Source organism: Flavobacterium sp. HJSW_4 (assembly GCF_042436695.1).
In the GTDB taxonomy this organism is placed as follows: Bacteria; Bacteroidota; Bacteroidia; order Flavobacteriales; family Flavobacteriaceae; genus Flavobacterium.
This window is the reverse complement of record NZ_JBHNPP010000001.1, coordinates 173,497-195,802: the sequence shown is the minus strand read 5'-3', so window position 1 is coordinate 195,802 and position 22,306 is coordinate 173,497. Positions and strand designations below refer to the sequence as shown.

Here is a 22,306-nt window from a genome sequence, read left to right as displayed (position 1 = left end):
AATCTGGGCGTGACCCTATTTTACAAATGGCGCACCAATCTTTGTGGTCATACGCGCCATTCGCAAAATAGGGTCGGGCTATCCATGCTACTTCGGTAGCTTATTCCTATCCCTCACGCGTGAAAAAAAAATATTTTGAAAAGATTTTTTCATTTTTTTATTTGCCAATTCAAAATAAATAATAACTTTGTAACTCAAAGTACTTTAATTATGAATCAAAAGCACCAAGAAGATTTAGCACATATTCGTTCCATGATGGAGCGCTCTTCAAGATTTATATCATTAAGCGGGCTTTCTGGAGTTTTCGCGGGTCTTTCAGCTTTAATTGGCGGAATCTATGTTTACCAATTGTTCAAAGCAAATGGTATTGATTATCTAAACGATGGACATAGATTATATTCTACCAATCTAGTTTCAGAATTATTCTGGATCGGAATTATAATTATGGTTGTTGCATTAGTATTCGCTGCTTTTTTTACAGTTAGAAAAAGCCGAAAATACGATTTGCCAATTTGGACTTCAGCAACAAAAAAGATGCTGTTTCATTTGGCGGTGCCGCTTGTAACTGGCGGGATATTTTGTTTGGCTTTAATGTATCAGGGTCACTTTGGTATGGTAGCGCCTGCAACATTAATTTTTTACGGACTAGCAGTTGTAAACGCAGAAAAATATACATTTTCGGACATTAAATATCTAGGTTTCTCGGAACTGATTTTAGGATGTATTGCACTTTTTAATATAGGATATGGTTTGATTTTCTGGATCATAGGATTCGGAATCCTGCATATCGTATACGGATTAGTGATGTTCAAAAAATACAAATAACCCAATGGGAATTATTGATAAACTAAATAAAGATTTTGAAAGCCGTGTCAGACTGGGTATTATGTCCGTTCTGATGGTTAACGACTGGGTAGATTTTACCGAGATGAAAGCGCTTTTGAATATCACCGATGGTAATTTAGCAAGTCATTCCTCGGCGCTTGAAAAAGCAGGTTATATCGAAGTGAAGAAAGAATTTGTGGGCAAAAAGCCAAAAACCTCTTATCAAGTAACTGATTTAGGGCGTGTAGCCTTTAAAGAGCATTTGTCGTACCTTGAAAAATTAATGAAATCCTAATAACACTATTTTTTTATCTAAAAACTTTGAATTACAAAGTACTTTTAAATTTATCAATCATGAAAAAACATCAAATTATCCTAGCTTGTACAGCGGTTTTTATACTGCTTTTTTACAACCAATCTGTTGGAATCAATATTTCTATTTTTGGCGTAGTGCTTACGCTTTTGATTAGTTATTTCTTTCAGGAAAAGTTTGTCGGCAGATCGCATTTGGTTCTCGTAATGACCTCTATTTTGTCTTGCTTTGCCTTTGCGTGGTATGGCGATGCAGCTTCATTCTTTGCTTTAGCTTTATCAATTCTATTTTTACAATTCAAAACACAAGATGGAGAACTCAAAGTAATTCAGGTCTTTCCTTTAATAATTTTAAACGGATTTACTTCCGTAGGTAGAATATTCATGTTCCATCAATGGCTTCCAGAGCGTAAAATCCACAATGATTTTGCTAAAAAGCTAGTTGCCTTTGTTCTTATTCCGATTATCTTTTTAGGATTGTTTTTTATCGTTTACTCTTTCGGAAGCGATCATTTCTCTTCTCTATTTACAGATTATGAATTTGATATTAATTTTCCGCAGTTAATTGCTGTAACCATAATAGGTTTTTATATTTCTTTCAGTTTTTGGAATTATTGGGTTCCAGACAATTGTTATGAATGCAATCCGAAATTAAACAATGATTTTACTAATATTTCTGAAGTGAAAAATCAAAGTACTTTTTCATTTTTAGATTTGGACTTTGAAAGAAAAAGCGGTGTAATCACTTTGTTTCTTTTAAACTTAATGCTTTTAGTTTTTATTGGAACTTATAATTACGAGCAGTTTTTTGAAGTGGTAGAAAAAGCTAATCTAAGTTCTGATACACACGAACGTGTAAACGCTGTAATTTTCTCAATATTGATGGCAGTCGGAGTAATTATGTTCTATTTTAAAGGAGGTTTTAATTTTGATGAAAAAGCTTCTTCTTTAAAAACACTGGCAAAAATTTGGCTTGGACTAAATGTTGTTTTAATTATAAGCGCCATCATTAAAAACTCAGAATATGTTTCTTTTTATGGGTTGACTTATAAAAGGTTAGGGGTTTATGCTTTTCTAATTTTAGCTATAATCGGATTAATAGTTTCATTCCAAAAAATAACTAAAAAGAAAACAAATGCCTTTTTGTTCAATCAAATGATTTGGTATTTCTACGGAACAATTATTCTATGCAGTTATGTAAACTGGGGCGGATTAATTACGGATTACAATATTTCTGTAAACAAAGGCGTAGAGCCAGTTTTCTTAAGCGGATTAAATTTTAACGATGAAGCGCGAAGAGAATATTTAAAAAAGAACAATTTAGACGGAAAAAATGCAGAATCTGTCAGAGAAGAAATGATTGCAGAGTATCAAGACGCTAGTTTTTTATCTAAAGCTTTATATTATGAGTTTTTGGATCGTAGATCAGAGTAAGGTTTAAGAGAATATGAAGAAATATTAAATTCTGATTTAGCATTTTTTGATTTAAAAGGCGGTTTTATATATTTGTTTACCAAATCTCATAATCATGATTCGCAATTATTTAGCCTACCTTGTCTTTTTTAATTTAGCAATATTACAGGCACAGAAACAAAATGTCTTTCAATTTGATAAAGACCTAATTTTATATTTGCCTCTAAACGGGAATTTAGAAGACCAAAGTTCATTAAAAAACAATACCAATTCTGGAGGTCTAGTTCCAGAGAAAGACCGGTTTGGAATTGAAAATGGAGCATTTTCATTTAGCAAAAATGGATATCTGAGTGTTTTAAATGTTAATAATTTCAATGGCTTGAAAGCCTTTACATTAAGTGGTTGGGTTTATCTTGACAATTATCGTGAACATAATACGATTATATCAAAAGTAAGTCCGAATAGGGATTTTAATCTACAGATTTCAAATGAAGGCTATCTCAATTTTCATTACGCTTACAACTATGGTTACACACATTTTTATTCTAAAAATAAAATACCAAAGAATAAATGGGTTTATATAGCATTTGCTTTTGATGGAAAAGCATTTAAAATGTATATCAATGGAAAACCTGAAAAGTTTATCATAAATCAGGCAGGTAAAGATATAACTGAAAAAGATTTGATAATTAATTTTTTGTGGACAGGAGAAAATTTAACCATTGGAAATCTTTATGCAGATGGTGGAGAAAATTTGTTTGGTAAAATTGACGAAATCAGAATATACAAAAAAGGATTGTCAGCAAGTGAAATTCAGCAATTATACAAAGAAAAGGACTTTGCAAAAGAATCTTATTCGTTAGGTGTTTTTAATGATCAGAAACAAGGGAAAGAAGATCAAAGTCCAGATGAGTATAACACTATGCCTGCAGGAGCGGCAAAAGGCCCTATATTCCAACGAATGGATTAGTCGGTAAAAGAAAAAATAACTAAATAAAAAAAGGAGGCCTTATTGGTCTCCTCTTTTTTTAAATCTTGGATCGTGTTTTGAGATGAAATTTTTTCTTCTGGTTGGAGTTGCAGCACTAGAAGTTGAACTTTCAACTTTTGGAAAACTTGCTTCTTCCGTTTTACTAGAAGGCTCAATTAATTGATTCAATTCTTTTATTTCATCATCAGTTAAATCTCGGTATCTTCCAACAGGAACATCCAAAGAAATATTGATAATTCGGATACGTTTAAGCGCAGTAACTTCATAACCTAAATATTCAGACATTCTTCTAATCTGACGGTTTAATCCCTGCGTTAAAATAATCTTGAAAGTATATTTACTGATTTGCTCGACCTTACATTTCTTAGTAACAGTATCCAAAATCGGAACACCATTTCCCATTCTCTGAATAAAACGCTCCGTAATTGGTTTGTTTACAGTAACCGTATATTCTTTTTCGTGATTATTTCTTGCACGAAGAATCTTGTTTACAATGTCACCATCATTCGTCATAAAAATTAATCCTTCACTGGCTTTATCCAATCTTCCAATCGGGAAAATACGTTTCGGATAATTGATATAATCGACAATATTGTTTTTAACTTCTAAATTGGTAGTGCATTCAATTCCGACAGGCTTATTGAAAGCCAGATAAACCATTTTTTCGTTTTTCTCAACGATCAATTTTCCGTCTATGCGCACTTCATCATCTGGCGAAACTTTAGTTCCCATTTCAGCCACAGCACCATTTACCGTTACACGTTTTTCGTCAATCAGTTTATCCGCTTCACGACGAGAACAATAACCGGTTTCTCCTATAAATTTATTAAGACGTTTTAAATTTTCTTCCATACTGCAAAAATAGGCAAAAAAAAGATTTTAGATTTTAGATTTCCGATTTTAGATTTATTTCAGAAAGAACCTTTGTCTCTAAGAGCTTTGCTCATTAAAAAGAAACTCAATCACTTTATCGTATAAATCATCATCATGCATTCCGTGGCCTAAACCTGAAGTTTCGATAAATTGGCTATTTTTCCAATTGCTGGCTATTTTTTGCCCTTCGGCGAAAGCCACAATTTTGTCCGAAGTATCATGAGCAATAAATCCAGGAATATTAAATTGGGAAGCAAATTTTTGTCCTGAAAAATCTTCCAATTTAAAATTGAATCGGTCAAGGAATTTACTTTCTAAAAGTGAAAACATCTTAGTATTCAAACTCAACATTGAAACATAATTATCAATCAAGGTTTTCAACTCAGACGGAGCTCCTAAAATCACCATTTTATTGATGCTCGTATTCGGAAATAAATATTGATGGTAAACGCAAGCCGCACCGCCAATAGAATGTCCGATAATAATTTCTGGCTGATATTTTTCTACTGCTTTATTGATAAATTCAGCGTAAAGCGGAACATTAAATTCTTTTCCGCTGCTTTGTCCGTGTGCAGGCGCATCAAGTGCGATGATGGTACTTCCAGATTTTTGAAGATGAGGCAATGTTTTTTTCCAGCGAGAAGAATTGCTCTCCCAGCCGTGAACTAATAAAATTTTAGTTTCATTTCCTTTCCAAATATAAGTTTGAAAATGATGTTCGTTATGATGAAAAATTTCTGTTTCTGTATTTTTTAAAACCTTAGGAAGTTTTTCTTTTTGTAATCGGCCAATTCTAGGCTGGCTGAAGAGCGCATAAGAAAGCTCAACAGCTTTTTGAGGACGCACGTAACTTAAAATGTTAATGTAAGAACCAACAGATTTTAGTGTGATAAAACGGATACCTTTTTTAATTCCCAAAACTTAATTTTTTTTCTAAAGGTAAAAAAAGGTCTGCCATGAATTACACGAATTAACACGAATTTTTTATTCTCGTTTATTGCCGACAAAAAGTAAATTAGCGGAAATTGGTGAAATTCGTGGCAAAAAAAAAGTCCCGATTTAATCGGGACTTGATATTTAGAATTTTGCGAACAATTGTTCCATTTTTTCTTTTTCTTCTTCAGCTAATTGTGTATCAACTAAGATTCTTCCAGAGTGCTCATCAGTGATGATTTTCTTTCTTGAAGCAATTTCAACCTGAGTTTGAGGTGGAATTGTGAAGAAAGATCCAGCAGAAGCTCCTCTTTCGATAGAAACTACAGCTAATCCGTTACGAACGCTGCTTCTGATTCTGTTGTAAGCTGCTAATAATCTGTCTTCGATTTGTCCAGCATATTCAGCAGATTTCTCAGTTAAGAAAGCTTCTTCTTTCTGAGTTTCAGCCATGATAGCGTCTAATTCAGATTTTTTATGTTTTAAATGAGAGCTTTTAGCATCAAGTTTTTCTTTTAAATTAGAAATAACTTCTTTTTTGTGCTCGATAGAAGCTTTCATTTCTTTGATTTGCTTTTCAGCCAATTGAATTTCTAATTCTTGAAATTCAACTTCTTTTGTCAAAGAATTAAATTCTCTGTTGTTACGTACTGATTCTTGTTGTTTTGTGTACTTTTTGATAACCTCCTTATGCTCCTCAATAGCAATTTTCTTTGCTTTGATTTGCTCCTCAATCACTTCAAGTTCACCTTTCAGTTTCTCTGAACGAGTGCTCAAACCTGCAACTTCATCTTCTAAATCTTCAACCTCTAAAGGAAGTTCTCCTCTAACGTTTCTGATTTCGTCAATTCTAGAGTCAATAAGCTGTAAATCGTATATTGCTCTTAACTTGTCCTCAACACTTAATTCTTTCGTATTCGTCATATTCTTATAAGTACTTAACTGGATTTGTATTTTCTTCCGATAAAATGATTGCAAAATTAAGAATTTTTTTTCGAAGATAATCAACAATATAATTTTTTGTATAGCGTTCACTCTCAAAATGACCAATATCTGCCAAAACTAACTTGTTTTCAGCCTCATAAAACTGATGATACTTCAAATCGGCAGTCAAAAAAGCATCGGCTCCAGCCTGAATAGCATTTTTTATGGCAAAACTTCCAGATCCTCCCAAAACGGCAACTTTCTTGATTTTCTTTCCTAAAAAAGCAGAATGGCGAATTCCGTCGGCAATCATTTTTTCTTTTACAGAAATAAAGAAATCTTTTTCATCCATTTGAGTTTCCAGTTCGCCAATCATTCCTAAACCAATATTTTGGTGCGAGTTTTTTAAATCGTAAATCTCATAAGCGACTTCTTCATAAATATGATTAGCAAAAAGTGCTTTTAAAATTCTAGATTGTAAGTGTTTTTCAAAAACCACTTCAATTTTGATTTCTTCGCCTGTATGCAGTTTTCCTTTTTCTCCAATTACAGGATTACTGTCTTCATTTCCTTGAAAAGTAAAAAATCCCTGCGAGTTGAAACTGCAATTGTCATAGTTTCCAATTGTTCCCGCGCCAGCTTCGAACATAGCATTTCGAACTTTATCAGCATTATCAGGAACAGTAAAAGTGACTAATTTTTGAATGAAATTTTGTTTCGGGATCAAAACTTTGGTATTTGTCAAGCCTAATGCGTCGCAGAAAATTTTGTTTACGCCTTGCGAATGATTGTCAAGTGCGGTATGAACAGCATAAATCGCAATGTCATTTTTAATTGCTTTTAAGATCGCGCGTTCCACATAATTTTTACCCGTGATTTTTTTAATTCCAGAGAATAATATCGGGTGAAAGCAAATAACGAGATTGCAGTTTTTAGAAACAGCTTCGTCAATTACACTTTCTAAGGCATCGTGACAAACTAAAACTCCAGTAGATTCCGTTTCGGCATCTCCGACTAAAAGTCCGACATTGTCAAAATCTTCGGCGTAAGCCAAAGGAGCCATTTCTTCGAGAACCGATATAATATTTTTGATTTTCATTTTTTTTGTTTTGTTTCAAGTTTTAGGTTTCATGTTTTTCATTACTGCCTGAAACCTTAAACAAAATAACGAAAAAAATTATACTTTCGTAGAATGAACTTACTTCGAAAATTACTTTTCCCTTTCGCCATTTTATACGGATTCATTACTTCAATCCGTAATTTTCTTTTTGATAAAGGCGTTTTAAAATCGACATCATTTGATCTTCCGGTTATTGCAGTTGGTAATCTTAGTGTGGGCGGAACTGGAAAAACACCTCAAATCGAATATTTAATTCGTTTATTGTCTGATAAATATAAAGTTGCGACTTTAAGCCGTGGCTACAAAAGAAAGTCTGAAGGTTTTGTTTTGGCTGATGAAAATTCGAATGCCGAAATTCTTGGAGACGAACCATTTCAGTTTTATCAAAAATTTCCAAATGTGATGGTAGCGGTTGATGCCAATCGTACAAACGGAATTCAGCAATTGCTTTCGCAAAATGAAAAACCTGAAATTGTTTTGCTTGATGATGCGTATCAGCACCGAAAAGTAAAAGCAGGTTTTTACATTTTACTGACTTCTTACGGTGATTTGTATGCAGATGATTTTATGCTTCCAACAGGAAATTTGCGAGAAAGTAGGAGCGGAGCAGAAAGAGCAAGCATTGTTGTTGTTACCAAATGCCCTAAAATTTTAACCGAAGAAGAACAAGTTAAAATTAAATCGAAACTGAAGTTAAAATCGACACAGCAAGTCTTTTTTACTTTTATAGATTATGATTTGGTTATTTATGGTAAAAACGAAGAAATTGCGGTAAGCGAAATCAAATCGGAATCTAAATTGCTTTTGGCTGGAATTGCAAAACCAAAACCATTTTTTGATTACTTGAAAAATGAAAATGACGAATGTCTAACTTTTCCAGATCATCATCATTTTTCTGATTCAGATTTAGATACAATTCGAAATAAAGCAAACGGGCGAAAAATAATTACAACCGAAAAAGATTATGTGCGTTTAAAAGACTCAGAGTTGGTAGATCAACTGTATTATCTTCCAATAAAAAGTTCTTTCATCAACCATCAGCAAAATTTCGATGCTACGATTTTAGAGTATATAGAAATTTGCATCTAAAAAAAACTTAGAATCTTAGTAGCTTAGAATCTCAGAACCTTAGTTAATCAAAAAACTTAGCAATAGTTGTGTAGAAATCGTCTGGAACAAAAGGTTTTGTAATCACGTCGTCCATTCCGAAAGAAAGAAGCATATCTCGGTTTTCGTCAAGCGAAATAGCTGTTAAAGCAATAATTGGAGTCGCTTTGTCAAACTCGCGAATCAATTTAGTGGCAGTAGTTCCGTTGATCCCAGGAAGATGAACATCCATTAAAATCATATCGAAGCGTTTGACTTTTAAAAGTTCGACAGCATCTTCTCCATTGTCAACAATTTCGCAAGTAATGTTTTTGTTTTCCAACATTTTGCGAGTGATCATTTGATTGATTTTGTTGTCCTCAATCAATAAAATAGATTTGTTTTTCAATTGTTTGTCGTTATAAGGTTTTACTTCTTCGATTACTTCTAATGGTTCGTTGTTGATTTTGAAATTTAGTTTAAAGGTAAACGTAGAACCTTTGCCCACTTCACTTTTCAATTTTATTTCGCCTCCTAAAAGTTCAATTAATTTTTTTACAATGGTAAGTCCAAGGCCTGTTCCTCCGTATTTTCTATTTACTTCGATAGAACCTTGAGAAAAGCTTTCAAAAACAGACTGAAGCTTGTCTTCTGGAATTCCGATTCCAGTATCAACAATTTCGAAATAGATTATTGCATCTTCGCCTTCTTGCGAATACAATTTTGCAATAACATTTACATGTCCGTTTTGGGTAAACTTTAAGGCATTATTGATTAAATTAAGGATAATCTGAGATAATTTTGTGGGATCTCCGATCAAATTATCAGGAATTGCTTTATCTATTTCTAGGTTAAAGTAATTCTTGTTGGCGGTTGCCAATTCTTTTAATGAACTTTGGATATTAAAAAGCAATTCTTTTAAATTAAAGCTGATATTTTCAACTTCAACTTTAGTCGAATCAATTTTATTAATTTCTAAAATTTCATTGATAAAAGTGGTTAAATAATTTCCAGAGAATTTTAAAGACTCTAAGTACTTTAATTGTTTTTTCTTTGGTTTGTCTTCAAGAAGAATGTGGGTAATTCCGTTAATGGCATTCAACGGCGTCCGGAGTTCGTGACTTACTGTCGATAAAAATTCAGATCTCGCTTTTGAAGCTTTTTCTGCTTTATTTTTAGCTAAAATCAACTCTTTATTTTTTTCGCGAAGCAATAAATTATTCTGATTTCTAATGATATTGTTTTTGTACAAAGCCAAACTCAAAAGAGATAAAATCGAAATCAAAGCAATTGCCAAAATACTAACCAACTTAGAATAGCGATAGGTTTTGAGTTGAAATTTTTCTTCGCTTTCTTTTTTAATCGAATTATTTAAAGATTGATTTTTTTTGAATTTTGCGAATTCATCCAAATCAATTTTAGCATTTTTTAATTTTAAAATATAATTTTCCAGCTGATAATGTTCCTCTAAATAAGAATACGCCAGATCATAATTTTTATTTTGTCTGTAGTATTGGCTTATTGCTAAGACGATTTTGGATTTCTTCGGAAAGTCATTAATTTTATCGTTGTATTCTAATGCTTTGTCAAAATATATAATAGCCGAATCATTTCTTCTGAGCTGTGTTTCTATTAGCCCAAGCTGATAATACGCGTCTACTTTTGTTTTTATAAGAACGTTATTGTCTGGTTTTTTTGTAATTGCTTTAAAAGTTTTTACCGCCGATTTGAAATCATTATTGGTTTTAAACGCCAAAGCTTTTTGATAAGCTAATACTTCTGCATTATCATTGATATTCAGTTCTTTTAGTAAATCTTTGGCTTTTGTGTAATAAACAGTAGCAGTTTTGTAATCGCCTTTTGCCGTATTGGTTACGCCAATATAATGCAAGGCCAAGAGTTTTGTACAGCTTGGTTTAAGGGTGTCAAATAAAGAAACTGTCTTGTGGAAGTTTTTTAAGGCGTCTTCAAACTTTTTCTGGTTATAATAAATTTTACCGAGCTTAAAAGTTTGATTGGCCAGACTCTCTTTTTTGCCATTGCCTTCGCAAAAAACAATCGATTTTTCGGTGTAATAAACCGCCTGATTGTACTTTTTATTGTTAAGGTTAGAATTGGCCAGCTTGTTATAATAGGTCACGCTATCCGTATTCTTTTTAGATTGAGAATACAAAAACGAGTTAAAAAAACAAACAACAATAAAAAGATAGTATTTCATGTATGGCAATGCTATTACAATGAATCTTATTTTTTTCTTATCAGTAAAATTAAATCGATTAACCTAGATGAATAGCCAATTTCGTTATCGTACCAGCCTACAACTTTTACCATTTTATCGATAACTGAAGTTAGCTGAGCATCAAATAAACAAGAATGTGTGTTGCCAATTACATCAACCGATACAATCGGATCTTCGGTATAATCTAATATTCCTTTTAAATTTGTTTTTGAGGCTTGTTCGAATGCTTTATTTATTTCTTCAATGCTAACAGCACGTTTTACATTGAAGGTTATGTCTGTTAATGAACCGTCTGGAACTGGGACTCTAATACCACAGCCACCCATTTTATTGTGCAATTTAGGAAAAATTTTCGTTAATGCCTTAGCTGCACCTGTAGTTGTTGGAACAATTGATTGGCTGGCACCTCTCGCACGGCGTAAATCCTTATGTGGCTGGTCATGAAGACTTTGGTCGGTTGTGAAAGAATGTATAGTTGTAATATACGCTTGCTCGATTCCGCACAATTCTTCGATAATTTTAATCATCGGAGCAGCGTTATTTGTCGTGCAGCTTGCATTAGAAACTATATCTTCATTTCCATCCAAAATATGTTCGTTTACACCAAGAACAACCGTTTTTATGGTGTCAACTTCTGAAGGAGCCGAAAGAATTACCTTTTTTGCTCCAGCTTCAAGATGTGCATTTAATTCTTCATGCGTTTTGTACTTGCCTGTCGATTCGATTACAATATCAATCGAATGCGATTTCCAATCTATGTTTGAAATATTTTTTTCGTGAAAAAAGAAAAAATGCCTTCCGTCTACAATAATACTATTTTCGTCATGACTTACTTGAGCAGGCAAAACTCCATGAATACTGTCATATTTTATTAAATGTGACATGGTTTTATTGTCTGCAATGTCATTTATAGCAACAACTTCGATTTCAGGGTGATTTAAAAGCAATCGGAATAAATTTCTTCCAATTCTTCCAAATCCATTAATGGCAATTCTTGTTTTCAATGTTTTGTTTATTCGTTTAACTGTTTAATGTTTAATCGGTTTTACAATTAAACGATTAAACGATTAAACTTTTTTATAAAATATGTTTTTGTGCTTTATAAGAAGAACGAACAAGAGGTCCGCTTTCTACGTGTCTGAAACCTAACTCAAGACCAAATTGTTCATATCTGGCAAATTGTTCAGGCGTAATAAATTCTTTTACAGGAAGGTGTTTTTTACTTGGCTGTAAATATTGTCCAATAGTAACTACATCAACATTTGCATTTCTCAAATCGGTCATCGTTTGGAAAACTTCTTCTTCAGTTTCTCCAAGACCAAGCATAATTCCAGATTTGGTTCTGTTAATTCCTTTTTCTTTTAAATAACGAAGTACTTCTAAACTTCTGTCATATTTAGCTTGAATACGAACTTCGCGAGTTAAACGGCGTACTGTTTCCATGTTATGAGAAACAACTTCAGGATTTGCTTCTACTATACGATCAAGGTTTCTTTCGATTCCTTGAAAATCTGGGATCAAAGTTTCAAGAGTAGTTTGAGGATTCATTCTTCTGATAGCTCTCACGGTTTCCATCCAAATAATAGAACCACCGTCTTTAATATCGTCTCTGTCAACGCTAGTGATTACAGCATGTTTGATATTCATGATTTTGATCGAACGAGCCACTTTTTCAGGTTCATCCCAATCTACAGTTTCTGGTCTTCCGGTTTTTACACCACAGAAACCGCAAGAACGAGTACAAACATTTCCTAAAATCATAAAAGTAGCTGTTCCTTCACCCCAGCATTCTCCCATATTTGGGCAGCTTCCAGAAGTACAGATTGTATTTAAACTATATTTATCAACTAAACCTCTAAGTTCAGTATATTTTTGTCCGATAGGTAATTTTACTTTTAACCACTTTGGTTTTGTGGCAGGTACATTTTCAATGACTGTTTCCATATATCAAAATTCAAAGTACAAAGATACGGAATGTAGTTCATTTAGAGGCGTTAATTTGCTTTTCGTTTAGTTTGCCTTTTTGCTGTTATTTGTGATAATTAAGTTCAAGTGTTAATACTTTAATTTTTGAAAGGGCTTTTGCAATGCCTTTTTATTTCTTGCTTAAGATTTTCGTAATAAACTTCATTTTTTTTAAAATTTTATTCCGTCTTATTCTGTTACAAATTTGACTTAATCGACCACTTCTAAAATTCAGCCTATAGTAATTTTACTGTTAATTTAATTATTTAAAAATGAAAAAGAGATTTATAACATTAGGGGTTTTACTGACGGCTTTTAGTTTTACTGAAATGAATGCGCAAATATTGTCAGACAAATCTATGGGAGCAGTGAGCAAAGGTATTTCAGGATTTACTTTTAGTGATGCTGATGCAGTTGCTTTAGCTAAACAGTCAATAGAAGAATTAGACGCAAATAACCCTGTTGCTAAACCAACGGATGGATATGCAATTCGTTTGAATCGTGTATTTGCTAAACACGCTTCAAGCGAAGGAGTTACATTGAATTATAAAGTTTACTTAGTAAAAGATATTAATGCTTTTGCTTGTGCTGATGGAAGTGTTCGTGTATTCGCGGGATTGATGGATGTAATGGATGACAATCAGTTGCTTGCTGTGATTGGACATGAAATTGGACATGTTGTAAATCATGACACCAGAGATGCAATAAAAGCAGCTTATAAAAAAGAAGCTTTGTTGGATGCGGCATCATCGCAATCAGGAAAAATTGAGACTCTTACAAGTTCTCAATTAGGAAAATTAGGAAGTGCTATGATCGACAGCAAACACAGTAGAAAACAAGAATCTGAAGCAGACTCGTTTTCTTATGATTTTATGAAAAAAAATGGCTATGATGTCAATGCTGTAGAGTCGGCTTTCAGAATTCTTCAGCAGTTAAGTGAAGGAACTGAGTCTTCTTTTATGACTAAAATGGTGAGTTCACATCCGGATTCTGGAAAAAGAGCAGACGATGCGAAGAAAAAAGCAACAAAAGATGGTTTGTATAATGCTTATGTACAACAGAAAATAGACAATACTGCGCCAGTTAAAGCAAAAACAGTCGCGAAAAAGACAACAGCAAAAAAGAAATAATTTTTGCATAAAAATTAAAACCGGCAAGTTCTTCAGAATTTGCCGGTTTTTTTGTTCGGGCGTTGTGCGAATAATAGCTCATAGATCATTATTACTCGTTTTAAATTTATATCTTTATTTGTTGAAAAAACAATCTTTGTGTAAAATAATAAAGCATTTTGTTGTGCTAAATTTGTTGTCAAATTGTAATAAATAAAAACATGAAAAAGAAATTACTAGTTTTTGGAGTTTTATTTGCCACATTAGGTTTTACTAAAATGAATGCGCAAATAAATTTAGGAGATAAAGCCATTGGAGCACTTCAAAAAGGTGTCACAAGTTTTACTTTAAGTAACGCTGATGCTGCAGCTTTGTCAAAAGAAGCAGTACGTAAATTAGATTCAGCTAATGAAATAGCAGGACCAACTGATGGTTACGCTTTGAGATTAAACAGAGTTTTTGGAAAACATACTTCTGGCGAAGGTTTTACATTAAATTATAAAGTTTATAAATTAAAAGAGGTAAATGCATTTGCAACAGCTGATGGAAGCGTACGTGTATATTCTGGTTTGATGGATATTATGGATGACAATGAGTTATTAGCGGTTATTGGTCACGAAATTGGTCACGTAGCAAATAATGATTCGAGAGATGCAATGCGCGCAGCATATCAAAAAGAAGCTCTAATGGATGGCGCATCTTCGCAATCGGCAAAGATTTCGGCTGTTACAGATAGTCAGTTAGGGAAAATTGGAAGTGCTATTATTGATAGTAAATATAGCCGTAAGCAAGAAACAGAAGCGGATTTGTTTTCGTATGATTTCTTGAAAAAAAATGGTTACAATGTTAATGCTGAAGAATCTGCATTTAGAATTTTAGCAAAAATGAGTGAAGGTGCTGAAGCTTCATTTATTGATCAGATGATGAGTTCGCATCCTGATTCTAAAAAGAGAGCAGATGATGCTAAGAAGAGAGCTGAAAAAGATGGTTTGTACAAACCTTATGTACAACAGAAAATTGTAAACACAGCTCCTGTGACTACAACTAAAAAGGCAACTACAACTACAAAGAAAACAACTGCAAAAAAGAAATAAAAGTTGTTTCTAATAAATAATAAACCCCGACATTTTTTTATTGTCGGGGTTGTTTTTTTATCCTAATACATGAAAAGCAAGAATTTTTTGCACTTCATAAACATTAACCGATTTATTGAATTGTTTTACAATGCTTGGCTGCTGTTCGCTTGAAATCCAGATTTTTAATTCGGCATCAAGATCAAAAGTTCCTGCAGTTTCTACACTGAATCTTGTGATATTTTTGTAAGCAATAGATTTGTATTCTGTTTTGCTTCCTGTGATTCCTTGAACATCAACTAAGATTAATCTTTTGTTGGTAAAAATGAAAGTATCGCGAATAAGTTTAAAACCCATTTCAATTTCCTCATTTGCTGTCAAAAGCTGTCCGTACTTCTTAATTAAATCTTCTTGACTTACAGAACCTGCATTGCCAAGAATAGCTGAAAATATTCCCATTATTTTATTTTTAATTAGTTAGAATGAATTCCATTTTGGAGTAGTAAATGTAGTGGATTTTTAAATGAATATAAATAAAAAAGCAGAACCTAAGTTCTGCTTTTTACTTTTCAAAATATTTATATTATTCGACTTCTGTTTTTATTGTTATTGGAAGATTGTATGCAGTTCGAACTGCTTGCCCGTTAAGAATCCCTGGAGTCCATTTTGTTTTTAATGATTTTAAAACTCTAATGGCTTCTTTGCCCATTCCGTAACCTGGATCATTTTTTACCATAATGTCTGTAAGCGATCCATCTTTTTCAACTACAAAAGATACATACACTCTTAGTGTTTTTTCTGCATCAAGTTCTGGTCTGCGGAAATTGTTCCCAACATATTTGTAAAACTGTCCGATTCCGCCTGGGTATTCTGGTTGTTTATCCAAAATTGCAGAAGAAACAGGTCCTTCAATTTTAGGAGTTACAGAAGCAACATCTCCATCTCCTCCTCCCCCCGTTGTAGGTATCGGATTAACTGCAGTTCCATTTCCATTTGCATTGTCTACCACTGGCGTATTTTCCGTGTTTGTAGCAATTTTATCAACTGCTTCTTCTGGTTTTGCTACCACAGGATTTGTCAATTGAATTGCCTCTGTTTGACTTGCAGCACTTTGCTCAACTACTGGCGCAGGTGGAGCTGGTGGTGGCGGCACAACAATCGGGTCAACGTGTACAATCGTTGGCTCGTAAATTTGAGGTTCTGGCTCAACTTCAACTGGTGAATTCCTAAATTTGCTAATAAGTACCGGTGCACTTCCTAAAGCCGTTATTAACAATAAACCCATAAAGAGAGCTGTAACAGAGTTTTTGGAGTTCTCCTGGCGTAACTGATACGCGCCGTATTCTTTGTTTTTGTTCTCGAAAACAAGATCGGTCCACTTGTTTTCATAAATGCTTAATTTAGACATAATTTTTGGGTTTTAAGGTTAAGTAACTTTAAATCATACGCAGAAAGGTTTAGGTTTGAGCTAACAACGTGAAAGTTGTAGTTTTAGTGTTATGGAAATATATTTATTTTAAGAATAAAAGTAGTAATTATTTATCCTTTGTTTAAAGATAGTAAATTATCTGTTACGTTCAATGATTTCTGCTAATAATTTTTTAGCGCGCAAAAGTTTTACTTTAACACTGCTTAAAGGTTCATCTATCTTAACGGCAATTTCCTGATAAGACATTTCTTGAAAATAACGAAGCTGAATTACTTCTTGATAGTGTGGTTTAAGTTCTTTGATGCATAAGAGCAGACGAGAGAGGTTCTGTTCTTTAATTAAAGCATCTTCTGCAGAGGGAGTAGGGTCGGCGATGTTGTATGCCTGCTGGTCTTCGTTGTCTGTGATTTCTATAAAGAGATTGGTTTTCTTTTTTCGAAGTAAATCAATATAGACGTTTTTTGCAATTGCTATAAGCCAGGTGTTAAATTGAAACTCTGGATTATAAGAAGCTATTTTGTCAAAAGCTTTAGAGAAGGTTTCTATGGTAATATCTTCTGCGGTGGTTTCATTTTCGGTTCGTTTAAGCATAAACGAATACACCTCATTCCAATAATGATCTAATAAAAAAGTAAAGGCGATCTGATCGCCTTTTTTTGCTTTTTCTATTTTAGAATTTATTTCCAATATACCGGTTTTGAAAAGATATTAGTTATAAAGATATTAATTTGCGTTAATATAAGCGCTATCTCAACAACTGGAAACCAAATTTTAATATCTTTTTCTTTTAATTTTCCTGCTGAAAATCCAATTACTGTCCAAACAACAGTATAGCGTGTTGCTAAAATTGCTAATACGGCAATCCATTGAAATTGAAATGCTAATAGTATGATAACTGATATAAAGAAAAATAATTGTGAAAGGAAAAATAATCCTAACTGCATTTTATCAAAAAACTTATAATGTTCTGCAGTCGAAATATGTCTTCTTTTCTGAGTAAACCATTCCTTATAACTTGTCTTAGGTTTTGAATACGTAAAACTATCAGGTGAATAAGAGATAGTAGTATTTTCTTTATTTGCAGCTTGATTGATAAACAAATCGTCATCACCAGAGCGAATTTGAATGTGGTCAATAAAACCATTCACATTAAAAAACTCTTCTTTTTTATAAGCAAGATTTCTGCCGACTCCCATATAAGGAAGACCCATTTTTGCCCATGAAAAATATTGAATTGCTGTTAGAACAGTTTCAAAGCGGATGATTTTGTTTAGAAATGAACGTTCTACTTTCTCATAACCTCCATAGCCCAAAACAATAGTTTTGTTTGTGCTAAAATGCGAAGTCATAGAAGTAATCCAGTCTTTAGAACTTGGAAAACAATCTGCATCTGTAAACAATAAATAATCTTTTTTTGCCGCTTTTATTCCAAGCGTTAAAGCGTATTTTTTATTCCCCCAAAAAGCCTCGTTGTTCTCTACTTTTACCAAACGGATATTAGAGAATTGTTTTTCAAATTCTTCAAAAACTTCAAGAGTTTCATCGCTAGATGCGTCGTCAATTAAGACAATTTCAAAATCTGGATAATCTTGTTGCGCCAAAAGAGGAACGTATTTCTTTACATTCTCTTCTTCGTTTTTAGCACATACAATTACAGAAACTGGAAGGTTTTTAGGTTTCACATGCTGTGGTTTGGCAAAAGCAAATTTTCCAAAAAAACCTAAATAATAAAATAATTGAACTACGACAATAGCAATAAAAAAGTAAAATATGTATATAAGCATCTGATTTATTTGGTTCTATTAATTTTCACGTTCTGCGACTGCAAATGTAATTATGAATTCGTTAAATTCAATAGCCAAAGCCGATTTACTTTCGGCATTTTGACATTTCTTTTGCAACAGCAATAGACTGAGGGTTTTCGGTTTTTTCCAATTCCGAAATTATATTTTTATAATTGTGATCGTCTCGATTTTGTGATAGCTTTTTCGTAGCTTGAATTTCCTCAATTTCAATCTCAAAGCCAAAGATTCCTCGAGCTTCGCGCATTGTTTTTTCAGATAAATCTTCAACGCGAACTGGGTTCTTAGAATTCATTTCGTATTTATCAACCAGTTTCTTTAATTGATCTACTGAAGTTTCGTAATCTACAATCTTGATTTTTCCGTAAACGTGCACAGATATGTAGTTCCAAGTCGGAACATTTTCATGATCGTACCAAGAAGAAGAAATGTAACTGTGAGGCCCAGTAAAAACAGCCAAAACTTGATCATTTTCCTTAAAACCTTCTGCTTGCGGATTCAGTTTTGAAATATGCCCTTGTAGAATTTCTTTTCCTTCAGAATTCAATTCCAATTCTATCGGAATATGAGTTGCTGTCAGCTTTCCGTTAGTTTGATTAATCAGGATTCCAAAACTGTTTTCTTTCAAAAAAGCTCTGATCTCTTCCTGATTTTCGTTTTTGTATAAATCGGGTGTATACATTTTTTCTTTTTTAGGTTCAAAGGAACAAAGGAGCAAAGGTTCTAGGGCTGAAATTATCTAATTATCTTAATTTAAATTACATTCACTTCCGCTTCAATATGAATGCCGAAAGTTTCAAAAACAGTTTTCTGAACTTCTTTAGAAACTGCTAAAATTTCCTGTCCAGTTGCGTTTCCATAATTTACTAAAACCAAAGCTTGATTTTTATGAACTCCTGCATCTCCAAAACGCTTTCCTTTAAAACCTGCTTGTTCAATCAGCCAGCCCGCAGGAACTTTTACTTCGGTTTCAGAAACTTCGTAAAATTTCATTTCTGGGAATTTTTGGTGGATTTTTTCAAAATCAGATTTCAATAAAATCGGATTTTTGAAGAAACTTCCGCTGTTTCCTAATTCTTTCGGATCTGGCAATTTGCTTTGTCTAATCGCAATTACAGCATTACTAACGTCTTTTAAGTTTGGTTCTGTAATATTGTTCTTAGCCAATTCAGCCAAAATATCTCCGTAAGAAGTATTGATTTTATGATTGCGTTTGGTCAGTTTGAAAATAACCGAAGTGATAATATATTGGTCTTTTACTTCATGTTTGAAAATGCTTTCGCGGTAGCCAAAATTGCATTCAGCATTATCGAAAGTTTTCATTTCCTGAGTTGCAATATTCATGGCTTCGCAAGAAACAAAAGTGTCTTTAATTTCGGTTCCGTACGCACCAATATTCTGAACTGGAGTTGTACCAACATTTCCAGGAATAAGCGACATGTTTTCTAAACCTCCAAAATTATTGTCGATTGTCCAAAGAACGAAATCGTGCCAAGTTTCGCCAGCCTGACTTTCAACCCAAACAAAATCATCGTCTTCTTTTGTTATTTTTTTTCCTTTTAAATCAATATGAATAACCAAAGCGTCAATGTCTTTCGTTAAAAGCATATTGCTTCCACCTCCTAAAATGAATTTTTTCTCATTTTTGTTTTCCTCTAAAACCGTTTTTAATTCAGCAATAGAATGAATTGCAACGAATTGTTTAGCACTGGCTTCAATGCCGAAAGTATTGTATTTTTTTAATGAAAAATTGGATTGGATTTCCATAAATAAAAGGCTTTTTAAGTTCCGAAACTTCGGAAAAATTCTGAGATCAAAAGTAACGATTATAATTTATTTGAGTAGATTTTCTATAAAAAGACTTTTTTCGAAATTTTACTTTATGGCTTCAATAAATTGCTGCATTTCTTTCATTGTTCCAATCGTAATTCTGGTCCATTTTCCGTTTTCTTCGTAGATTTTAGTTCCTTGTATATTATGATTTTCCAATTGTTTAAAATAATCTTTTTTGTAATTATCCAATGAGAAATAAACAAAATTGGCGTGAGATGGAATACAGGTTAAATTGAGTTTTGTAAGCTGTTCTATTGTATATTTTTTAACTTCTTCGTTTGACGAATGAACTTGCTCAATAAATTTTTCGTCTTTTAAAGAAGTGATAGCAGCAACTGCAGACACTACACTAATAGATAAATTAGGAGAAGATTTTAACGCGCTGATTTCTTCTATCGTTGAAGCAGTAGCAACGGCATAACCAATGCGTGCACCAGCTAAACCGTACATTTTTGAAAAGGTTTTAGTAATGATCAAGTTTTTGTTTTCCAATACAAGGTTGCTTAATGATTCTTCTTTTGTGAAATCAAGATACGCTTCGTCAACAAAAACAATGGCTTTTTTTGAAGCTTCTTTTACAAAAGAAACCAATTGCTCTCTTTCGCAAATTGTTCCAGTCGGATTATTAGGATTGCAGATGTAAACCATTTTGGTATCTGTATCAATTGCTTTTAACATTCCGGCTAAATCATGTTTTTTGTCTGAAGTTAAAGGAACTGTGATTTTTTTAATTCCTAATTTATCAGAAGGAAATGTCCAATAATTAAAAGTGGTTTCGGCTAATACAAAATTGCCTTTTTGAAGTGCGGTATATTGAAGAACTAAATCCAAAATTTCAGTTGAACCCGCGCCAAGAAGAATATTATTGTTTGAAACATTATTCTTTTTAGCAATAAGAGAAATTAATTCGTCTGAAAGATCCCAGCCATATCGATTGCTAGTATTGATGCTTTTCTGCATAGCGGCACGCGCTAAAGGAGAAGGTCCGTATGGATTTTCATTTGAACGCAATAAAATAGGCGATTTTTCTACATCTGGAAAAATATCATTTTCAGTTGAAGTATTTGCAAATGCTTCAAATTGACAAAAGCCTAATCCTACTGCGCCTAAACTTACTTGTTTTAACCAATTTCTTCTATTATTCATATTTCTTTAAGATTAAATTAGAGAATCTAAATAAGCAATATGTCGATAGGGTGTGTGAAAAGTTACATTTCGATCCTTATACAGAAAAATAAGTTTAAGAAAAAAGAGTTTTGATGGTTAATTATTTCTGGTATTCAACAACTCATGATATTTCTCCGAAATGACCTTCATATTAATATCATAATTAGCATTTTCCTCCACAAATTTTCTATTTCGAGTAATCGCTTCATTTCGCAATTCAGGATTTTCAAAAGACCAGATCAATTCTTCTGCAAGCATTTCAATATCATCAATTGTAATTAACTGTCCGTTTTCGCGATGCGTAATCCAACTTTGATTTCCGGGAATATCAGAAACTATGGGGAAACAATTGGAGGCCATTGCTTCAAATAAAGAAGCAGAAACGCCTTCAGTAATTGGCATGCTGATATAAATATTCGATTGTTGCAGTAATTTTGGAAGTTCTGTATTAGGGATTCTTCCTGTAAAAATCACTTTGTTTTCGATTTGAAGTTCTTTGGTTAAATCTTTCAGAAATTGCAATCTTGTTCCGTCGCCAACAATGGTTAGCGAAAAATCAATTCCTTTTTGATTTAAAATTCCGAAAGCTTTTAAAATAGAATCGTGACGATATTCTGGTTGAAGCGAACGCGTTACAATCGCTTCAATTTTGTTCGAATTATTTGTTGAAGGAGTAAAAAGCGATAAGTCAATTCCTTTTGGAAGAACCAAAACTTTGTTCATATCAACACCAGTTGCTTTCATGTGAATTGCCATTACTGGTCCCCAAGCATGAATTAAATGTGCTTTTTTAAAAGCATATTTCTGAATGAATTTTTTATAAGGATATAAAGCAGATTCTTCAGGCCATAAATCGGTTCGGCCTTGTTGTGCGACTGCAATGGTTTTAGAACCAGATAATGCCGCAAGAAAACCGTAACTGGTTGTTCTTTCTGCGATAACCATGTCTGGTTTTTCTTTTTTAATGATTTTTCGAATAGAAATAGGAGAGAAGAAATACTCTAAAATACGTTTGAATCTATGATTGTTTGAGGTTTGAAGTTCCCAAGTGATAATTTCAAAATCGCCAAATTCCTTTAGACCTTTCATCCAAGTTATGGCATCAGCGCGATAAGATTCACCAAGAAAAAGTATTTTCCTTTTCATTATAAAAGTTTTTCGCTGCGAATTCACGAATTAATTTTGAATAATTCGTGAATTCATGGCGATTTT

At 33.1% G+C, this 22,306-nt stretch carries 22 protein-coding genes; 7 read left to right on the top strand and 15 right to left on the bottom strand.

What is annotated here, in order from left to right; translation table 11 throughout:
- The first annotated feature begins 210 nt into the window (after positions 1–210).
- From ACE01P_RS00950 to ACE01P_RS00935, 4 genes are all read left to right on the top strand, one after another.
- Complete coding sequence (locus ACE01P_RS00950) at positions 211–825, top strand: hypothetical protein (protein WP_379693070.1); 615 nt, start codon at positions 211–213, stop codon at positions 823–825.
- A 4-nt stretch (positions 826–829) separates the two neighbouring features.
- The gene (locus tag ACE01P_RS00945; RefSeq protein ID WP_379693068.1) at positions 830–1,120 is read left to right on the top strand and encodes a winged helix-turn-helix domain-containing protein; all 291 of its coding nucleotides are present in this window, start codon (positions 830–832) and stop codon (positions 1,118–1,120) included.
- 59 nt (positions 1,121–1,179) lie between these two features.
- Complete coding sequence (locus ACE01P_RS00940; RefSeq protein WP_379693066.1) at positions 1,180–2,571, top strand: DUF4173 domain-containing protein; 1,392 nt, start codon at positions 1,180–1,182, stop codon at positions 2,569–2,571.
- A 94-nt stretch (positions 2,572–2,665) separates the two neighbouring features.
- A complete protein-coding gene (locus ACE01P_RS00935; RefSeq protein ID WP_379693064.1) occupies positions 2,666–3,520 on the top strand; it encodes a LamG domain-containing protein in 855 nt (284 codons plus the stop codon).
- 39 nt (positions 3,521–3,559) lie between these two features.
- Here the strand turns inward: ACE01P_RS00935 and rluF are convergent, their stop codons facing one another.
- The 4 genes from rluF to ACE01P_RS00915 form a co-directional block, all read right to left on the bottom strand.
- Positions 3,560–4,393 carry a 23S rRNA pseudouridine(2604) synthase RluF gene (gene rluF, locus ACE01P_RS00930; protein ID WP_379693062.1) on the bottom strand — a complete coding sequence of 278 codons (834 nt, stop codon included), beginning with the start codon at positions 4,391–4,393 and terminating at the stop codon, positions 3,560–3,562.
- A 78-nt stretch (positions 4,394–4,471) separates the two neighbouring features.
- Positions 4,472–5,332 carry an alpha/beta fold hydrolase gene (locus tag ACE01P_RS00925; RefSeq protein ID WP_379693060.1) on the bottom strand — a complete coding sequence of 287 codons (861 nt, stop codon included), beginning with the start codon at positions 5,330–5,332 and terminating at the stop codon, positions 4,472–4,474.
- A 159-nt stretch (positions 5,333–5,491) separates the two neighbouring features.
- On the bottom strand, positions 5,492–6,271 hold the full coding sequence (locus ACE01P_RS00920) for a zinc ribbon domain-containing protein (protein WP_379693058.1): 780 nt from the start codon (positions 6,269–6,271) through the stop codon (positions 5,492–5,494).
- Between the two features lie 4 nt (positions 6,272–6,275).
- A complete protein-coding gene (locus ACE01P_RS00915; protein WP_379693056.1) occupies positions 6,276–7,370 on the bottom strand; it encodes a Nif3-like dinuclear metal center hexameric protein in 1,095 nt (364 codons plus the stop codon).
- A 93-nt stretch (positions 7,371–7,463) separates the two neighbouring features.
- On the opposite strand from ACE01P_RS00915, the gene lpxK reads away from it, so the two are divergent.
- Complete coding sequence (gene lpxK, locus ACE01P_RS00910; protein WP_379693054.1) at positions 7,464–8,480, top strand: tetraacyldisaccharide 4'-kinase; 1,017 nt, start codon at positions 7,464–7,466, stop codon at positions 8,478–8,480.
- Positions 8,481–8,523: 43 nt separating this feature from the next.
- Here lpxK and ACE01P_RS00905 read toward each other — a convergent pair whose 3' ends face one another.
- The 3 genes from ACE01P_RS00905 to lipA all read right to left on the bottom strand — a co-directional run bounded on the left by ACE01P_RS00905 (position 8,524) and on the right by lipA (position 12,660).
- The gene (locus ACE01P_RS00905) at positions 8,524–10,695 is read right to left on the bottom strand and encodes an ATP-binding protein (RefSeq protein ID WP_379693052.1); all 2,172 of its coding nucleotides are present in this window, start codon (positions 10,693–10,695) and stop codon (positions 8,524–8,526) included.
- Between the two features lie 26 nt (positions 10,696–10,721).
- Entirely contained in the window at positions 10,722–11,720 is a 999-nt protein-coding gene (gene gap, locus ACE01P_RS00900; RefSeq protein ID WP_379693050.1) for a type I glyceraldehyde-3-phosphate dehydrogenase, read from the bottom strand.
- 73 nt (positions 11,721–11,793) lie between these two features.
- Positions 11,794–12,660 (bottom strand): lipoyl synthase, encoded by an 867-nt coding sequence (gene lipA / locus ACE01P_RS00895; protein ID WP_379693048.1) that lies wholly within the window; start codon positions 12,658–12,660, stop codon positions 11,794–11,796.
- A 293-nt stretch (positions 12,661–12,953) separates the two neighbouring features.
- Between lipA and ACE01P_RS00890 the strand changes: the two genes are divergently transcribed.
- Both ACE01P_RS00890 and ACE01P_RS00885 read left to right on the top strand, forming a co-directional pair.
- Positions 12,954–13,811, top strand: a complete 858-nt coding sequence (locus ACE01P_RS00890) for a M48 family metalloprotease (protein ID WP_379693046.1) — start codon at positions 12,954–12,956, stop codon at positions 13,809–13,811.
- Between the two features lie 200 nt (positions 13,812–14,011).
- On the top strand, positions 14,012–14,884 hold the full coding sequence (locus tag ACE01P_RS00885) for a M48 family metalloprotease (RefSeq protein WP_379693044.1): 873 nt from the start codon (positions 14,012–14,014) through the stop codon (positions 14,882–14,884).
- A 57-nt stretch (positions 14,885–14,941) separates the two neighbouring features.
- On the opposite strand, the gene ACE01P_RS00880 is transcribed toward ACE01P_RS00885, so the two are convergent.
- From ACE01P_RS00880 to ACE01P_RS00845, 8 genes are all read right to left on the bottom strand, one after another.
- A complete protein-coding gene (locus tag ACE01P_RS00880; protein WP_008464535.1) occupies positions 14,942–15,322 on the bottom strand; it encodes a PH domain-containing protein in 381 nt (126 codons plus the stop codon).
- Positions 15,323–15,446: 124 nt separating this feature from the next.
- Positions 15,447–16,271 (bottom strand): energy transducer TonB, encoded by an 825-nt coding sequence (locus tag ACE01P_RS00875; RefSeq protein ID WP_379693042.1) that lies wholly within the window; start codon positions 16,269–16,271, stop codon positions 15,447–15,449.
- A 156-nt stretch (positions 16,272–16,427) separates the two neighbouring features.
- Positions 16,428–16,979 (bottom strand): RNA polymerase sigma factor, encoded by a 552-nt coding sequence (locus tag ACE01P_RS00870; protein WP_109190507.1) that lies wholly within the window; start codon positions 16,977–16,979, stop codon positions 16,428–16,430.
- Positions 16,970–18,076, bottom strand: a complete 1,107-nt coding sequence (locus ACE01P_RS00865; protein WP_379693040.1) for a glycosyltransferase — start codon at positions 18,074–18,076, stop codon at positions 16,970–16,972. Before ACE01P_RS00865 ends, ACE01P_RS00870 begins: the two co-directional genes overlap by 10 nt.
- Positions 18,077–18,161: 85 nt before the next feature.
- Entirely contained in the window at positions 18,162–18,776 is a 615-nt protein-coding gene (locus ACE01P_RS00860) for an FMN-binding negative transcriptional regulator (protein ID WP_379693038.1), read from the bottom strand.
- Between the two features lie 71 nt (positions 18,777–18,847).
- Positions 18,848–19,861 (bottom strand): UDP-N-acetylmuramate dehydrogenase, encoded by a 1,014-nt coding sequence (gene murB, locus ACE01P_RS00855; protein ID WP_379693036.1) that lies wholly within the window; start codon positions 19,859–19,861, stop codon positions 18,848–18,850.
- A gap of 108 nt (positions 19,862–19,969) precedes the next feature.
- Entirely contained in the window at positions 19,970–21,073 is a 1,104-nt protein-coding gene (hisC, locus tag ACE01P_RS00850) for a histidinol-phosphate transaminase (RefSeq protein WP_379693034.1), read from the bottom strand.
- Positions 21,074–21,190: 117 nt separating this feature from the next.
- Positions 21,191–22,240: a glycosyltransferase gene (locus ACE01P_RS00845; protein ID WP_379693032.1), complete on the bottom strand. Its 1,050-nt coding sequence runs from the start codon at positions 22,238–22,240 to the stop codon at positions 21,191–21,193.
- Positions 22,241–22,306 lie beyond the last annotated feature (66 nt).

What these genes read in the sequence shown, in the direction of transcription:
- ACE01P_RS00845 (WP_379693032.1), bottom strand. Translation starts at nt 22,240, where the DNA reads ATGAAAAGGAAAATACTTTTTCTTGGTGAATCTTATCGCGCTGATGCC.
- lpxK (WP_379693054.1), top strand. Translation starts at nt 7,464, where the DNA reads ATGAACTTACTTCGAAAATTACTTTTCCCTTTCGCCATTTTATACGGA.
- ACE01P_RS00905 (WP_379693052.1), bottom strand. Translation starts at nt 10,695, where the DNA reads ATGAAATACTATCTTTTTATTGTTGTTTGTTTTTTTAACTCGTTTTTG.
- ACE01P_RS00940 (WP_379693066.1), top strand. Translation starts at nt 1,180, where the DNA reads ATGAAAAAACATCAAATTATCCTAGCTTGTACAGCGGTTTTTATACTG.
- ACE01P_RS00950 (WP_379693070.1), top strand. Translation starts at nt 211, where the DNA reads ATGAATCAAAAGCACCAAGAAGATTTAGCACATATTCGTTCCATGATG.
- murB (WP_379693036.1), bottom strand. Translation starts at nt 19,861, where the DNA reads ATGGAAATCCAATCCAATTTTTCATTAAAAAAATACAATACTTTCGGC.
- ACE01P_RS00865 (WP_379693040.1), bottom strand. Translation starts at nt 18,076, where the DNA reads ATGCTTATATACATATTTTACTTTTTTATTGCTATTGTCGTAGTTCAA.
- hisC (WP_379693034.1), bottom strand. Translation starts at nt 21,073, where the DNA reads ATGAATAATAGAAGAAATTGGTTAAAACAAGTAAGTTTAGGCGCAGTA.
- ACE01P_RS00935 (WP_379693064.1), top strand. Translation starts at nt 2,666, where the DNA reads ATGATTCGCAATTATTTAGCCTACCTTGTCTTTTTTAATTTAGCAATA.
- rluF (WP_379693062.1), bottom strand. Translation starts at nt 4,393, where the DNA reads ATGGAAGAAAATTTAAAACGTCTTAATAAATTTATAGGAGAAACCGGT.
- ACE01P_RS00875 (WP_379693042.1), bottom strand. Translation starts at nt 16,271, where the DNA reads ATGTCTAAATTAAGCATTTATGAAAACAAGTGGACCGATCTTGTTTTC.
- lipA (WP_379693048.1), bottom strand. Translation starts at nt 12,660, where the DNA reads ATGGAAACAGTCATTGAAAATGTACCTGCCACAAAACCAAAGTGGTTA.
- ACE01P_RS00885 (WP_379693044.1), top strand. Translation starts at nt 14,012, where the DNA reads ATGAAAAAGAAATTACTAGTTTTTGGAGTTTTATTTGCCACATTAGGT.
- ACE01P_RS00945 (WP_379693068.1), top strand. Translation starts at nt 830, where the DNA reads ATGGGAATTATTGATAAACTAAATAAAGATTTTGAAAGCCGTGTCAGA.
- ACE01P_RS00915 (WP_379693056.1), bottom strand. Translation starts at nt 7,370, where the DNA reads ATGAAAATCAAAAATATTATATCGGTTCTCGAAGAAATGGCTCCTTTG.
- ACE01P_RS00920 (WP_379693058.1), bottom strand. Translation starts at nt 6,271, where the DNA reads ATGACGAATACGAAAGAATTAAGTGTTGAGGACAAGTTAAGAGCAATA.
- ACE01P_RS00860 (WP_379693038.1), bottom strand. Translation starts at nt 18,776, where the DNA reads ATGTATACACCCGATTTATACAAAAACGAAAATCAGGAAGAGATCAGA.
- ACE01P_RS00880 (WP_008464535.1), bottom strand. Translation starts at nt 15,322, where the DNA reads ATGGGAATATTTTCAGCTATTCTTGGCAATGCAGGTTCTGTAAGTCAA.
- ACE01P_RS00890 (WP_379693046.1), top strand. Translation starts at nt 12,954, where the DNA reads ATGAAAAAGAGATTTATAACATTAGGGGTTTTACTGACGGCTTTTAGT.